The 14,126-nt window shown below is 58.9% G+C and carries 16 protein-coding genes; 6 read left to right on the plus strand and 10 right to left on the minus strand.

The window, feature by feature from the left end; all coding sequences use genetic code 11:
* Nucleotides 1-26: 26 nt before the first annotated feature.
* The gene (gene rpsT, locus PMI25_RS11500; RefSeq protein WP_003228351.1) at nucleotides 27-299 is read left to right on the plus strand and encodes a 30S ribosomal protein S20; all 273 of its coding nucleotides are present in this window, start codon (nucleotides 27-29) and stop codon (nucleotides 297-299) included.
* Between the two features lie 121 nt (nucleotides 300-420).
* Here rpsT and PMI25_RS11505 read toward each other — a convergent pair whose 3' ends face one another.
* The 5 genes from PMI25_RS11505 to rplU all read right to left on the minus strand — a co-directional run bounded on the left by PMI25_RS11505 (nucleotide 421) and on the right by rplU (nucleotide 4,159).
* Nucleotides 421-888, minus strand: coding sequence for a CreA family protein (locus PMI25_RS11505; protein WP_003228353.1), 468 nt, complete (start codon nucleotides 886-888; stop codon nucleotides 421-423).
* 11 nt (nucleotides 889-899) lie between these two features.
* Nucleotides 900-2,018 carry a glutamate 5-kinase gene (proB, locus tag PMI25_RS11510; RefSeq protein ID WP_027612826.1) on the minus strand — a complete coding sequence of 373 codons (1,119 nt, stop codon included), beginning with the start codon at nucleotides 2,016-2,018 and terminating at the stop codon, nucleotides 900-902.
* A 118-nt stretch (nucleotides 2,019-2,136) separates the two neighbouring features.
* On the minus strand, nucleotides 2,137-3,360 hold the full coding sequence (gene cgtA, locus PMI25_RS11515; protein ID WP_003228358.1) for an Obg family GTPase CgtA: 1,224 nt from the start codon (nucleotides 3,358-3,360) through the stop codon (nucleotides 2,137-2,139).
* Nucleotides 3,361-3,554: 194 nt separating this feature from the next.
* Nucleotides 3,555-3,812: a 50S ribosomal protein L27 gene (gene rpmA, locus PMI25_RS11520; RefSeq protein ID WP_003228360.1), complete on the minus strand. Its 258-nt coding sequence runs from the start codon at nucleotides 3,810-3,812 to the stop codon at nucleotides 3,555-3,557.
* A 35-nt stretch (nucleotides 3,813-3,847) separates the two neighbouring features.
* Nucleotides 3,848-4,159 (minus strand): 50S ribosomal protein L21, encoded by a 312-nt coding sequence (rplU, locus tag PMI25_RS11525; protein WP_003228361.1) that lies wholly within the window; start codon nucleotides 4,157-4,159, stop codon nucleotides 3,848-3,850.
* A 241-nt stretch (nucleotides 4,160-4,400) separates the two neighbouring features.
* Here rplU and PMI25_RS11530 point away from each other — a divergent pair, with 241 nt between their 5' ends.
* The 3 genes from PMI25_RS11530 to PMI25_RS11540 all read left to right on the plus strand — a co-directional run bounded on the left by PMI25_RS11530 (nucleotide 4,401) and on the right by PMI25_RS11540 (nucleotide 6,337).
* Nucleotides 4,401-5,369 (plus strand): polyprenyl synthetase family protein, encoded by a 969-nt coding sequence (locus PMI25_RS11530; RefSeq protein WP_007963807.1) that lies wholly within the window; start codon nucleotides 4,401-4,403, stop codon nucleotides 5,367-5,369.
* Between the two features lie 160 nt (nucleotides 5,370-5,529).
* Nucleotides 5,530-5,871, plus strand: a complete 342-nt coding sequence (locus tag PMI25_RS11535) for a zinc ribbon domain-containing protein YjdM (RefSeq protein WP_007963804.1) — start codon at nucleotides 5,530-5,532, stop codon at nucleotides 5,869-5,871.
* A 208-nt stretch (nucleotides 5,872-6,079) separates the two neighbouring features.
* Entirely contained in the window at nucleotides 6,080-6,337 is a 258-nt protein-coding gene (locus tag PMI25_RS11540; RefSeq protein WP_003228365.1) for a PA4570 family protein, read from the plus strand.
* 109 nt (nucleotides 6,338-6,446) lie between these two features.
* On the opposite strand, the gene PMI25_RS11545 is transcribed toward PMI25_RS11540, so the two are convergent.
* From PMI25_RS11545 to PMI25_RS11555, 3 genes are all read right to left on the minus strand, one after another.
* Nucleotides 6,447-7,064: an FKBP-type peptidyl-prolyl cis-trans isomerase gene (locus tag PMI25_RS11545; protein ID WP_007963802.1), complete on the minus strand. Its 618-nt coding sequence runs from the start codon at nucleotides 7,062-7,064 to the stop codon at nucleotides 6,447-6,449.
* Between the two features lie 119 nt (nucleotides 7,065-7,183).
* Entirely contained in the window at nucleotides 7,184-7,489 is a 306-nt protein-coding gene (locus PMI25_RS11550) for a DUF6482 family protein (RefSeq protein WP_007963800.1), read from the minus strand.
* A 135-nt stretch (nucleotides 7,490-7,624) separates the two neighbouring features.
* The gene (locus tag PMI25_RS11555) at nucleotides 7,625-8,113 is read right to left on the minus strand and encodes a TIGR00645 family protein (RefSeq protein ID WP_007963798.1); all 489 of its coding nucleotides are present in this window, start codon (nucleotides 8,111-8,113) and stop codon (nucleotides 7,625-7,627) included.
* 174 nt (nucleotides 8,114-8,287) lie between these two features.
* On the opposite strand from PMI25_RS11555, the gene PMI25_RS11560 reads away from it, so the two are divergent.
* Entirely contained in the window at nucleotides 8,288-10,120 is a 1,833-nt protein-coding gene (locus PMI25_RS11560; protein WP_007963796.1) for a hypothetical protein, read from the plus strand.
* Between the two features lie 6 nt (nucleotides 10,121-10,126).
* Here the strand turns inward: PMI25_RS11560 and PMI25_RS11565 are convergent, their stop codons facing one another.
* Both PMI25_RS11565 and PMI25_RS11570 read right to left on the minus strand, forming a co-directional pair.
* Nucleotides 10,127-10,456 carry a PA4575 family protein gene (locus tag PMI25_RS11565; protein ID WP_007963794.1) on the minus strand — a complete coding sequence of 110 codons (330 nt, stop codon included), beginning with the start codon at nucleotides 10,454-10,456 and terminating at the stop codon, nucleotides 10,127-10,129.
* 323 nt (nucleotides 10,457-10,779) lie between these two features.
* Entirely contained in the window at nucleotides 10,780-13,218 is a 2,439-nt protein-coding gene (locus PMI25_RS11570; protein WP_007963792.1) for a Lon protease family protein, read from the minus strand.
* A 299-nt stretch (nucleotides 13,219-13,517) separates the two neighbouring features.
* Here PMI25_RS11570 and PMI25_RS11575 point away from each other — a divergent pair, with 299 nt between their 5' ends.
* Nucleotides 13,518-14,006 (plus strand): DUF3015 domain-containing protein, encoded by a 489-nt coding sequence (locus tag PMI25_RS11575; RefSeq protein ID WP_007909797.1) that lies wholly within the window; start codon nucleotides 13,518-13,520, stop codon nucleotides 14,004-14,006.
* Nucleotides 14,007-14,126: the final 120 nt, after the last annotated feature.

Genomic DNA, 14,126 nt, shown 5'->3' on the forward strand with positions numbered 1-14,126 from the left:
TAAAAAGTCTTTCGAGGAGCTCGACGGTGGCCAACTCACCTTCCGCCAAAAAACGTGCAAAACAGGCTGAGAAGCGTCGCAGCCACAACGCCAGCCTGCGTTCCATGGTTCGTACCTACATCAAGAATGTAGTTAAAGCCATCGACGCAAAAGACGCTGAAAAAGCTCAAGCTGCATACGTTCTGGCTGTGCCAGTTATCGACCGTATGGCCGATAAAGGCATCATCCACAAGAACAAGGCTGCTCGTCATAAGAGCCGTCTGAATGGCCACGTCAAGGCACTGAAAGAAGCTGCTTAATCGACGTAGTCATTAAAAAACCGACCTTAGGGTCGGTTTTTTATTGCCTGCGATTTGATAAATGCAGAGCAAAAAAAATGCAGGGGCGAGCAAGCTCACTCCTGCAATTGGTTTTGCGCTGTTACTGCTGAACCGGCACCCACGGCACAATCGGGATCGCCGTCACCGCATTCTGCGGGCTACCCTCGATCACGCGATCGCTGTAGACCAGGTACACCAGTGTATTGCGCTTCTTGTCGAGGAAGCGCACCACCTGCATGGTCTTGAACACCAGCGACGTGCGCTCCTTGAACACCTCATCACCATCCTTCAGCTCGCCCTTGAACTTGATCGGACCGACCTGACGACAAGCTATCGACGCCTCGGCGCGATCCTCGGCCAGACCCAGGCCACCTTTCACCCCACCCGTCTTGGCGCGAGACAGGTAGCAGGTCACGCCGTCGACCTTCGGATCATCAAAAGCCTCAACCACAATCCGGTCATTCGGGCCGACGAACTTGAACACCGTCGACACCTGACCGATTTCCTCGGCCGAGGCCAGCAATGGCAGCGCCATCAGCAGACCCAACAATCCTTTTGCCATGCGCATCGCGTTTTTCCTTAGACCAGAATCAGGTTGTCACGGTGAACCAGTTCCGGCTCGGCCATGTAGCCCAGCACGCCGACAATTGCATCCGACGACTGACCAATGATTTTTTGCGCTTCAAGCGCACTGTAGTTGGCCAGACCGCGAGCAATCTCGCGACCGTCCGGCGCCACGCAGACCACCATCTCGCCACGCCGGAAGCTGCCTTGGACCAATTTGACGCCGACCGGCAACAGGCTCTTGTTGCCCTGGGACAATGCCGACACCGCACCTTCGTCCAGCACCAGCGTGCCGCGCGTCTGCAGGTGCCCGGCCAGCCACTGCTTGCGCGCCGCGAGCATGCCGCGCTCAGGCGACAGCAGCGTGCCAATGCGCTCGCCAGCCTTGAGACGATCAAGCACTCGCTCCAGGCGACCACCAACGATGATCGTATGCGCTCCAGACCGCGCCGCCAGACGCGCCGCACGCAGCTTGGTCTGCATGCCGCCACGCCCCAGCGCGCCACCAGTACCGCCCGCCACCGCATCCAGGGTCGGATCATCGGCGCGCGCTTCGTAAATCAGCTGTGCATCAGGGTTGTTTCGCGGATCGGCGTCGAACATGCCGTCACGATCGGTGAGGATCACCAGCAGATCGGCCTCGACCAGGTTGGCCACCAGCGCTGCCAGCGTGTCGTTGTCGCCGAAACGAATCTCGTCGGTGACCACGGTGTCGTTTTCGTTGATCACCGGGATGACTTTCAGCTCGACCAACGCGCGCAGAGTGCTGCGGGCATTGAGGTAGCGCTTGCGATCGGACAGGTCATCGTGAGTCAGGAGAATCTGCGCGGTGTGCCGACCATGCTCGGCAAAGCTCGATTCCCAAGCCTGCACCAGCCCCATCTGGCCGATTGCAGCTGCGGCCTGGAGCTCGTGCATCGCACTGGGTCGTGCGGTCCAGCCCAGGCGGCTCATGCCGGCAGCCACTGCCCCGGAGGACACCAGCACCAACTCGACACCCGCCTCATGCAGGGCGACCATCTGCTCGACCCAGACACTCATTGCCGCACGATCCAGCCCTTTGCCATCAGCTGTCAGCAAAGCGCTGCCGATCTTCACGACCCAACGCTGCGCACCTGTCACCTTGCTCCGCATCATCTTCAACCTTAGCTTGAGGACAGCGCGACCCAGCGCTGCCCGTTAATCGTGACTACCGATTTCCAGATACCAAAACGCCGCTCGATTGAGCGGCGTTCAAGTTTATCGCAACAGATCAGTCGCGCACGTAAATGATTTCCGGACCGTCTTCATCATCCACATCTTCTTCGTCCCAGTCATCGTCGCCGATGTCGTGGACCGATTTCACGCCGCTGCGACGCAGGGCACGCTTGTCATCCAGCGCCTGCAACTGGGCACGGGCTTCGTCTTCGATGCGCTGATCGAGATCGGCCAGTTCTTCCTTGTACGCCGGGTCATTAGCCAGGCGATCGGCACGATCTTCCAGATAACGCATGATGTCGCGCGTCAGGCGCTCGGTACCCTCTTTGGCGATGGCCGAGATCACGTAAACCGGGCCTTCCCACTGCAGGCGATCGACGATTTCCTTGACGCGCTCTTCGTGCTCTTCTTCAAGGATCTGGTCGCACTTGTTCAGTACCAACCAGCGATCACGCTCAGCCAGCGACGGGCTGAATTTGACCAGCTCGTTGACGATCACTTCAGCTGCGTCCGGTGCACTGGTGTCATCCAGCGGCGCCATGTCGACGAGGTGCAGCAACAGACGCGTGCGCGCCAGGTGCTTGAGGAAGCGAATGCCCAGGCCGGCACCGTCGGAAGCGCCTTCGATCAGACCCGGAATGTCGGCGATGACGAAGCTTTTCCAGCGGTCAACGCTGACCACACCCAGGTTCGGCACCAGCGTGGTGAACGGGTAGTCGGCAACTTTCGGCTTGGCCGCCGAAACCGAACGGATAAAGGTACTTTTACCGGCATTCGGCAAGCCCAGCAGACCGACGTCAGCCAGCACTTTCATTTCCAGTTTCAGGTCGCGCTGCTCACCCGGCTTGCCCGGAGTGGTCTGGCGCGGTGCACGGTTGGTACTGGATTTGAAACGGGTGTTGCCCAGACCGTGCCAACCGCCCTGCACCACCATCAGTTTCTGGCCGGCCTTGGTCAGGTCGCCAATCACTTCTTGGGTAGCGGAGTCGATTACGGTGGTACCGACTGGCACGCGCAGGATCAGGTCTTCACCCTTCTTGCCGGTGCAATCGGTGCTGCCACCGTTGGAGCCACGCTCGGCATCGAAGTGCCGGGTGTAACGATAGTCGACCAGGGTGTTGAGGTTTTCGTCGGCCATCATGTAGATGGAACCGCCGTCACCGCCGTCACCGCCGTTCGGGCCGCCGTTTTCAATGAATTTTTCCCGACGGAAACTCATGCAGCCATTGCCGCCGTCGCCAGCTTTTACGCGGATCGATACTTCGTCTACAAACTTCATAACTCAACGCCTCTCGCCATACGGACGAGCCGAAAAACAATCAAGACATAAGACTCTTGCAAAAATGAGCGCAGCGACCCCAAAACACGACCTGCATCGCACGCCGACAGCCCATACAAACAGTTTTGCAAGAGACTCACCCCACAAACGAAAAAGCCCCGTCGCAAGACAGGGCTCTTCCAGCGATCTCGCGATTAAGCCGCGACAACGCTCACGTAACGACGACCGAAGGCGCCTTTTACTTCAAACTTGATCACGCCTTCGATTTTCGCGAAGAGGGTGTGATCTTTACCCATGCCAACGCCGTAGCCAGCGTGGAATTGGGTGCCGCGCTGACGCACGATGATGTTGCCGGCCTTGATGACCTGGCCGCCATACATCTTCACGCCAAGGCGTTTGGCTTCTGAGTCGCGACCGTTACGGGTACTACCACCAGCTTTTTTGTGTGCCATGAGTTCAATTCTCCTAGTGAGGAATTAGGCTGTAATTAAGCCTGAATACCGGTGATTTTGATCTCGGTGAACCACTGGCGGTGGCCCATACGCTTCATGTGGTGCTTACGGCGACGGAACTTGATGATGCGGACTTTATCGTGACGACCTTGGGAGATCACTTCAGCCTTGACGGTTGCGCCAGCAACAACAGGTGCGCCGATGTTCACGTCGTCGCCATTGGCGACCAGCAGAACGCGGTCAAAAGTCACGGATTCGCCAGTAGCGACTTCCAGTTTTTCGATCTTCAGGTATTCACCTTCAGCGACCTTGTATTGCTTACCGCCGGTAACGATTACTGCGTACATGGTATTTCTCCGATAATCCTGCTCACCCAGCTCTTTATAAGAAGAGGTATTGGCTGGCATGGCTGCATGGGGCTGGAACGGCCCAAGTGCAATTGCGTAAGGCAGGTGCTGCCCAGGAAGTTCAGGGTGCGCGATTGTACGCAAGCATCGAGAGTCACGCAAGTGGCCGTCCATCGCGCCTTGACAGGCCCCGGTGGGGGTCCTAGCATGCCGCGCAACCCTTCTGGAGCAACTGTCGCTGATGCAACCCCAAGCTTTCTACCGCGCGGTGGCGGACGATTTTAGCGCCGTCGACGGCATCATCAAGAAGCAGCTGACTTCCCGAGTGCCGCTGGTATCGAAAATCGGCGATTACATCACCTCGGCCGGTGGTAAACGCCTGCGTCCTTTATTGGTGCTGCTGTGTGGCAAGGCGCTGGGCCGCGAAGGCGATGACCTGCGTCTGCTGGCCGCCACCATCGAATTCCTGCACACCGCGACCCTGCTGCATGACGACGTGGTCGACATGTCCGGCATGCGCCGTGGCCGCTCGACCGCCAACGCCATGTGGGGCAACGCCCCAAGCGTACTGGTCGGCGACTTCCTGTACTCGCGCTCGTTCGAAATGATGGTCGAGCTGGGTTCGATGCCGGTGATGAAGATCCTGTCCCAGGCCACGCGCATCATCGCCGAAGGCGAAGTGTTGCAGCTGTCCAAGGTACGCGACGCCAGCACCACCGAAGAAACCTACATGGAAGTCATCCGCGGCAAGACCGCGATGCTCTTCGAAGCTTCCACCCACAGCGCTGCCGCACTGGCCGGTGCCACCGCCGAGCAGAGCGAAGCCCTGCGCACCTTCGGTGATCACCTGGGCGTGGCGTTCCAGCTGGTCGACGACCTGCTGGACTACAAGGGCGATGCCGAGACCCTGGGCAAGAACGTCGGTGATGATCTGGCCGAAGGCAAGCCGACCCTGCCGCTGATCTACACCATGCGCGAAGGTACGCCGGAGCAAGCTGCTCTGGTACGCCAGGCGATCCAGAAAGGCGGGATCGAAGACCTCGAAAGCATCCGCATCGCCGTGGAAGCCTCGGGTTCGCTGGAGTACACCGCGCAACTGGCCCGCGACTACGTGGCCCGCGCGATCAAGTGCCTCGACGCGCTGCCGGCCAGCGAATACCGCGATGCACTGGTAGAACTGAGCGAGTTTGCAGTCGCCCGCACGCACTGATATCGCTGAAGCAAGATCAAAAGATCGCAGCCTTCGGCAGCTCCTACGTAAATCATCTGTAGGAGCTGCCGAAGGCTGCGATCTTTTGCTTTTGACTCCATCAAAGGCTAAAACCCTATACAATGTGCGACTTTTAGCGATCCCCTACCAAGGAGCCTTAGTGAGCACGTTGCCACCCTGCCCGAAATGCAATTCCGAATACACCTACGAAGACGGTGCCCAACTGATCTGCCCTGAGTGCGCCCACGAGTGGTCGGCCAGCGGCGAAGCCGAAGTGACGTCCGATGATGCCGTGAAGAAAGATTCGGTCGGCAACGTGCTACAGGACGGCGACACCATCACCGTGATCAAGGACCTGAAGGTCAAGGGCACCTCGCTGGTGGTCAAGGTCGGCACCAAGGTCAAGAACATCCGCCTGTGCGATGGCGACCATGACATCGACTGCAAGATCGATGGCATCGGCCCGATGAAACTCAAGTCCGAGTTCGTCAGAAAGGTCTGATCCGCTTGTCAGCCATCCCGCGCCCGCCGTGGGATGGAGCTTCGCCCTCCCCCGCTTTGCCCTCCCGCATTTTCGCGTAATAGCCAGACGCCAGCCAATTTGACCTTACGCAATCTTTACCCGGAAAAAAACGCATTCCGCCAATAGACGCTTGCTATTTGACGAATAAGAATTATTCTCATTGAAACCTTTCAAGGAGATGAGCCCCATGACTTATTTGATCGACGCCTGGCTGGATCGCCCACACCCGTACCTCAGAATCCTGCATCGGGAAACCGGCGAAGTCTGTGCAGTACTGGAAGAAGAAGCCCTGCATGAGCTGCAGGATCAGGGTGATCTGGACGTCAGTAGCCTGAATTCCAGCGAACCGCTGGTGCTCAAGGAACTGGTGCGTAATCTGTTCCTGTTCTGCTATGCCCGGGCCTTGCGCCCGACCAATGAGCTGCATCACAAGATCGAAATATGAACAGCAACACAAACATGTGGGAGCGAGCTTGCTCGCGAAGGCAGCAACGCGATTACAGATTTGAACCGGATCGCCTGCATTCGCGAGCAAGCTCGCTCCCACAAAGGTTTTACAGAACGTCCAGCAGCTCGACGTCGAATACCAGAACGCTGTGCGGCGGGATGCTGCCAACGCCTTGAGCGCCGTAAGCCAGTTCGCTCGGCACGTACAAGCGCCATTTGCTGCCGGCATTCATCAGTTGCAGGGCTTCGGTCCAGCCGGCGATCACGCCGCCTACCGGGAATTCCGCTGGCTGGCCACGATCGTAGGAGCTGTCGAACACAGTGCCGTCGATCAGCATGCCGTGATAGTGAGTACGCACGGTGTCTTCACGGGATGGCTTGGCGCCTTCGCCCTGGGTCAGCACTTCGAATTGCAGACCGGAAGCCAGGGTGGTGATGCCTTCTTTCTTGGCATTTTCAGCCAGGAACGCACGGCCTTCGCCGGCAGCAGCTTCTGCTTTGGCGGCGGCTTCGGCTTGCATGATTTCGCGGATAACCTTGAAGCTGGCGGACATTTCTTCCTGGCCAACACGGCTTTCCTTACCGGCGAATGCGTCGGTCAGACCGGCCAGGATCGCGTCCAGGCTGACACCCGGTGGCGGGTTGTCGCGCAGCTGGTCACCCAGCTGACGGCCAATACCGTAGCTGACGCGGGTTTCGTCGGTGGACAGATTTACTTCGGACATGACAATGCTCCGCTCTGGGGCGATCCGGAAGGAAATATTCTTACAAACCCCTCCGAAATGCCCTACATGAAAAAGGGCGAGCAGACTAGCACAGATGCCCAGAGGATGGGACGCAAGGCCTACAGGGCCGAGCGCCAGGCCAGCGGCACTTTCAGGCTTTCTTCGCCACTGGCACCCAGTCCGCACATTTCATCGTGTACCGAGGTGTGGACGAGGTTGAACGGCAGCACCGGAAAGTTATGCAGCACATCCCGCGCATGTTCCACCGAACGCAGCATCAGCATGTTGCCCTTGGGATCACTCAGCGGATACGCCGCCCCATGCATCCGCGCCTCGAGCAGATAAAGTCCGCCCTCCATGGAGATCAGGTTCAGCTCATCGACCTTTCTGGCGATGGCAAACGCATTCAATTCTTGCAGGTTCATGAACGCACCTCGTGCGGTGGCGAGCCAGGACCTCTACAGGGATATGCCCGCGCGCACCAAAGCACAAGCCACAAACGACACCGCCCGTCTGTTTCGCAACAGACGGGCGGTGTTTTTGCAGCGATCAGCCAATGATCAGTGCTTGGTGAGCTTGTCCAGATAGCCCATGGCAAACGCCGAGATCACGAAGGTCATGTGGATGATCACGTACCACATCAGGTGCTCGGGATCGACGTTCTTGGCATCCATGAAGATCCGCAGCAGATGGATCGAGGAAATCGCCACGATCGACGCCGCCACTTTCATCTTCAGCGACGAGGAATCCATGGTGCCCAGCCAGCTGAGCTTCTCTTTGCCTTCGTCGATGTTCAGCTCGGACACGAAGTTCTCGTAACCGGAAATCATCACCATCACCAGCAAGCCGCCCACCAGCGCCATGTCAATCAGCGACAGCAGCACCAGGATCAGATCCGATTCGGCCATGGAAAACACGTTGGGAATGACGTGAAACACTTCCTGGAAGAATTTCAATGCCAGCGCCAGCAGCCCGAGGGACAGCCCGATGTAGATCGGCGCCAGCAGCCAGCGCGTGGCGTACATTGCATTTTCGATAAAGCGTTCCATTGACTCTCACACAATAAGGATTGAAATCGGCGGCGAGTATACCAGCCGCCCGTGACGACCAGAAACCGCCCGGCTCGCACCTCCAATCACTGCAACCTGCATGTGTAGGTGATTTTTTTTCTGCTACTGTCCAAACCATTGACCGCCTAGCGAAAGTGGACAGGACGACTGGAAATGCATGTGCGATTACCGTTGACGACTGCCGGAATTTGCCTCGCTCTGCTGCTGGGTGGCTGCTCGCCCGGCGAAGAGAAAAAACCCTCGGTCAGCCTCGACGCGAAGACGGCAACCTTCGAACATTCACTGGACGCCATCACCGACCCGAAACTCAAGGACGCCGTAACCGAACTCGGCGGTTCGCTGCTGCTGCTCGAACGCGCGCAGCTCAAGCTCGACAGCACCCCGCTGAAAACCGTCTACGGCGAAGACACGCTCGGCATCCTCAAGCACTACCCTTCGCCGCAGGCGCTGGTCGATACCTTTATCAACGGGCTGTTCGTGCTGCACAAGGACGCCAGTTCCGACTACCTTACTGACCTGCAACCGGTGTTCCCCTTCAACCTGAACATTCCCGGCGGTTTCCTGTTCCCGCATGGCGTGGAATGGCAATCGGTGACCCTGAGCAACAAACGGGTGATCGCCTATCAACCGGAGTGGTCGGAAACCGATCCCGGCATTCAGTTGAGCCCGTCCAGTTCCAACGTCAACAACCCCGATGACCTGACCGTGACCTACCCGTTCATCGAAGGGCTGGACGTGGACAAGAAGAGCCAGCCACAACCGGTGAGCCTGCAAGGCAAAGTCGAAGTCATCGCGCCGCGTCGCTTGTTCAGCTTCAACCTGAACCAGAAGGATGTCGGCCAGACCCGCACCGACGACAACCTCAGCGTCACTCTGCTGAAGCTTGAAAAGAACTACGCCGAAGTCGAATTCAGCAACAGCCTGCCATTGGCACCTGAGGTCGAGGGTGCGCAGCTCAATCCAGTCATCGTTCAGGCCCGCGACCCCAGCGGGCAATACCTGGTGCGCGCCGGTTCGATCAACGAGAGCCCGGCACAAGTCGCCTTCTACGAGAAACAACTGGCGCATCTGCAACAGCAGAAAACCTGGAGCGAGGCGTTGGAAAAACAGCTCGAGGACGAACAGCAGACCTTCGAGCAGCAGCATCCGCGCCGCTACAACAAGGTCTACTTCAATGGCCCCATCGATACCCTGGAAGTCAGCGTGCTGGATTTCTCATCGGCAACCGTGACTCGCAAGGCGCTGGACCTGCCGGTGCGCACCTTCAGTCAGCACACCACCGAAAAAGCCATCCAGCCGCTGGACCCGGCGGTAGTCGTCTATGACGACCTGGCGCCGAACTGGCTCAAGGGCGCGAGCCTCACCGAGGAAGCGTTGAAGGCCGGCATCCGCATCCATCAGTCCGTGGAGGATCCGAGCGCTGCACGCATCGAGTTCTCTCACCGTCGAACCTTCAACGATGAGCTGCTCGGCGATGACTTCAGCCCCGGCGAGAGTCCCGTGACCTTCTTCACCGAGAAACGCAGTGGCAAACTCGATGAGCCGATCGAACTGCCGCCCGAGGCGTATCAAGTCGATCCGCTGCAAGCGACGATCACTTACGATTTGAACCTGTTTCCGGAAACCCCGGCGATTGCCGTGGGCTCGATGCCGTTGTTTCTCGCGACCGTCGACAAGCAAACCTACGACGCCAAGTCCTTGCCCAAAGGCCTGGAGATCAAGAACAACATGCTGGTGGTGGACTTGAAACTGTTCCCGGCCAACGCCTGGCGATTCTTCGTCAAGGACGACAGCGGTAACTACCTGAAACAGATTCTTTCGGTCAGTCACGACGCGAGTGCGGATGGTCCGGCGCTGTTCGGCGTGCATTACTTCTATGGCCGTCCAACGCATGTGGAGACCTATCAGCGAACCGAACTCAATACCGTGCAATACGGCTTCGAGGTCAAGCTCGACAAGGCGCAGGTGCCCGACACTGCGCCGTGATTGCGTCTAATGGTCGAACACGCCGACCGTACGCCCACGCCCGCCATTGATCTGGCGCAGCTGTGCCTGCAGGTGCAGACTCCAGATCTGCGGATCGTCGGCCAGCTCGTAACCGTGCATCGTCAGGCTTTCAACAATGGTGTCGAGAATCGACTCGGCGGCGACCGGCCCGTGAAATGGGCCCTGAGCCTTGATGGCGGAAGGTTGTTCGCCGGCCATGCCGGCAGCGAAGAGCAAGGTCCACATGCCGTTATCGCCGGCCAGCGGTTTGATGGCGCATTCGATGCGGGTCACAAGACCCAGGCATTGACGGGTGAGGCAGAGGTTGCGCGACATGGCGGCGACCCTCGGTAAAACCTGTATTCAGCCTTCACGCGAAGGCTGTTTCGATCCAGTGATACTGTCGATGTCCTTGAGCTGAGAATAGAAGAAAAGTCCGCCGCGCAAGCCGGATGGAACCAGAAGGCGCCGAATGGTCATTGTGTGAATGTTGACGTCAGAGTAGTGGCACTTTTCCCGGAGATCACCACAAAAACCAATATGAAAAACAACTGTGGGAGCGAGCTTGCTCGCGAATGCGGATAATCAGGCAACTAATTGTCGACTGGTATGCCGCCTTCGCGAGCAAGCTCGCTCCCACAGGATTTACTCCAGACTTTTTAAGCTGGTTTGGCCTCTGCCAACGCCTCCTGCGCCAATTCCTTCTCGGCCTCTTTCAGATCGTCTTCACTGATCATCTCGGCAATCACCCGCAGACGCTCGACCACGCGCGCGTTGACGCTGCCTTCAGGGAACTGACCGTCAGCATCCGGCTCACCGGCCGGCTCGCCGACCAACAGGCTCAGCGCCTCATCGGCCTGACGCACCGCGTACACATGGAACTGCCCGGCACGCACCGCCGCCAGCACCTTTTCGTCGAGCATCAGCGTGGCGACGTTGGCCTGCGGAATGATCGCACCTTGCTCGCCCGTCAGTCCCCGTGCTTCGCAGAGGCGGAAGAAACCTTCGATCTTCTCGTTGACCCCGCCGACTGCCTGCACTTCGCCGAACTGGTTGATCGAACCGGTGATCGCAAAGCACTGCTTGAGCGGAGTTTTCGACAGCGCCGAAATCAGCGTGCAAGCCTCGCCCAGCGACGCACTGTCGCCATCGACGTAACCGTAGGATTGCTCCAGCGCGATGCTCGCGGAAATCGCCAGCGGGAATTCCTGGGCGTAACGGCTGCCCAGATACCCGGTGAGAATCATCACACCCTTGGAGTGGATCGGTTGCCCAAGGTTGACCTCGCGCTCGATGTCGACGATACCGCTGCCACCCGGGTACACCGTGGCGGAAATCCGCGCCGGCACACCAAACGCCGAATCACCGACTTCCAGCACGGTCAGCCCGTTGCACTTGCCAACCGCGGCGCCGTCGGTGTCGATCAGGATAATCCCGGCAAGCATGTCGTCGAGAATCCGCGCCGAGACCCGACCCGTGCGAGTGGCCTTGGCTTTCAGCGCACGCTCGATGTGCCCGGCATCGGTCATTTCATCACCGGCCAGATGGCGGATGAAATCCGCTTCGCTGACCAGTTGGAACAGATCGCCGATCCGCGCCGACAAACGCCCCTGATGCTCCGCCAGCCGCGCGCTATAGGTCGCCAGACGCGCCACCGCATCGGCGGTCAGCGGCGCCATGCCTTCTTCCGAAGTACGGGTTTTCAGCAACTGGGCAAATTGCTCCAGGCTTTCGTCGACCATCGGAATGTCTTCGTCGAAGTCGACCAGCACGCGGAACATCTCCTGGAAGTCCGGATCCAGGTCCTGCAGCGTGTAATACAGCTGGCGCGCGCCGATGATGATGACTTTGACCTGCAACGGGATGTGCTGCGGGTTGAGGGTCACGGTGGCGAAACGGCCCATCTCGCCCAGCGGTGATTCCATCTTCAGCTTGCGCGATTGCAGGGCCCGCTTCAGCGCATCCCACACGAACGGCTCGCTGAGCATTTTTTCCGCTTCAAGAATCAGGAAGCCGCCGTTGGCACGGTGCAGTGCACCCGGGCGCAACTGCCGATAAGTCGTGTAGAGCGCACCCTGATCGGTGGTGTATTCGATACGACCGAACAGGTTTTCGTAGGTCGGATGCGGCTCGAACACCACCGGCGCACCGCCGCTGGCCGGATGCCCGACCACCAGGCTCGGCGCGTATTGCTCTTCCAGCAGTTTGCGCGCCACGGCGTCGGTCTTGCTGTCGTCGACCAGTTGCTCGACCACGGTTTTCAGCAGGTACACCTGCATCGCCTGCAGGTAACCGCAGACCGCAGCGTTCTCCGCGTACTTCTCGGACAGCGGCGAGAGCAACGGCTGCAAGGCCAGGGTGATGGTTTCTTCGTTGAGCTGACGCAACTGATTGTTCGACTCGCGCTTCCACTGCGGCAGGCTCGCGAGTTCTTCATTCAGACGTTCCTCGAGCCCGGAAATGTCCTCGTGGAAACGCTCACGATCGGCTTCCGGCAATTGCGAGAACTCGGCCTCGTCCAGCGCCTTGCCTTCGAGCATCGGCGTGAAGGCGATATTGCTGCTGTCACGGTACAGGGCGACGTCTTTTTCCAGGGCCAGACGTTCGATGACGTCCAGTGCCTTGTCGTAGCGCTGGTTGAAGGCGCGGTCGATGGCGCTTTTCTTTTGCTGGTAGGACGGGTGTTCGAACACCGCAGGGAAAGTCGCCAGCAGGTTGTCGATCAGCCCGTTGATATCGCCGATGAACGCAGCGGCCGTTCCCGAAGGCAGTTCCAGCGCTCGCGGTTCGCGCGGCTCATCGAAATTGTTGACGTAGACCCAGTCCGCCGGGGTCTGCAGGCGTTTGCCTTCGGCCTTCAGGTAGCGTTTGACGAACGAAAACCGGCCGGTGCCCGGTTCGCCCATGACAAAGACGTTGTAACCGGGGCGTGGCATCGCCACACCGAACTGCAAGGCTTCGACCGCACGTTCCTGGCCGAGCACACCGCGAAAGGGCTCCAGATCATTGGTGGTAGTGAAGCTGAACTGTTCAGCGGAAAACGGACGAGTCAGCGCTTCGGGCGCTATACGCAGGCTGGCAGCAACAGGATCAGGCATCGGGCTTCCTTAACAATCAGGCGGGGCAGATAGCGGCATTCTGGCGCTGCCCGTGCCCCACTGGCAAGGCGCGCCACACGACAAAGCATAGACAACCGGACCACCCCGCTTCGCCCCCCGTGAATCCGGGGTTATCGCCAAATCTTTTGTAAAAAATCACGGAACCCCCGGAACGTGCCTAAACTCCAAACTGCGCGGCTGGAACTAATACCGGCCCACTGGCGCTTCAGGGGTCTGTTATCACAGAGCCTGGAGGTCAGAACCCTGTCCATTGGTATGCACACAAAGAGAACAAAGCTATGAAACGGATTCTTCTCGGTACTCTCTTCACCGCTGTTTCCATCAACGCCATGGCGCAAGCCCCGGGTGGCCCGGATTGCGGTTGGGGCAACATGCTGTTCGAAGGTCAGCGTGGCACCCCGGCACACTTCCTGGCATCCACCACTAACGGCACCTCCGGTAACGCTACGTTCGGTATGACTTCCGGCACCAACGGTTGCTCGACCAACGCGTCGCTGACCTACGGCGGTAAATCCTGGTTCGCCATGAATGGCATGATGAACGAGCTGTCCGAAGACATGGCCAAGGGCAACGGCGAAGCGCTGACGACCTATGCCGTGGTACTGGGCGTGGCGCCGGAAGACCGTGCGCACTTCGCTGCTGTCACTCACGAGCACTTCCAGCAGATCTTCAGCAAGGCTGACGTAACCGCCGAAGACGTGCATACCAACACCCTGGCCGTTCTGAAATCAGACCCACGTCTGGCCAAGTACGCGACTCAGGCTTAAGCTCGACCCCACCCGCTTCTCTCGGGAAGCGGGTTTTGTTTTTTATGGCCCACCCTTTTTGAGCAATGCAAGTCAGTTGTGACATGTGCTGAGCCCTGTGGCGAGGGAGCTTGCTCCCGC

The sequence above is a fragment of the Pseudomonas sp. GM30 genome, from assembly GCF_000282275.2.
Taxonomy (GTDB): domain Bacteria; phylum Pseudomonadota; class Gammaproteobacteria; order Pseudomonadales; family Pseudomonadaceae; genus Aquipseudomonas.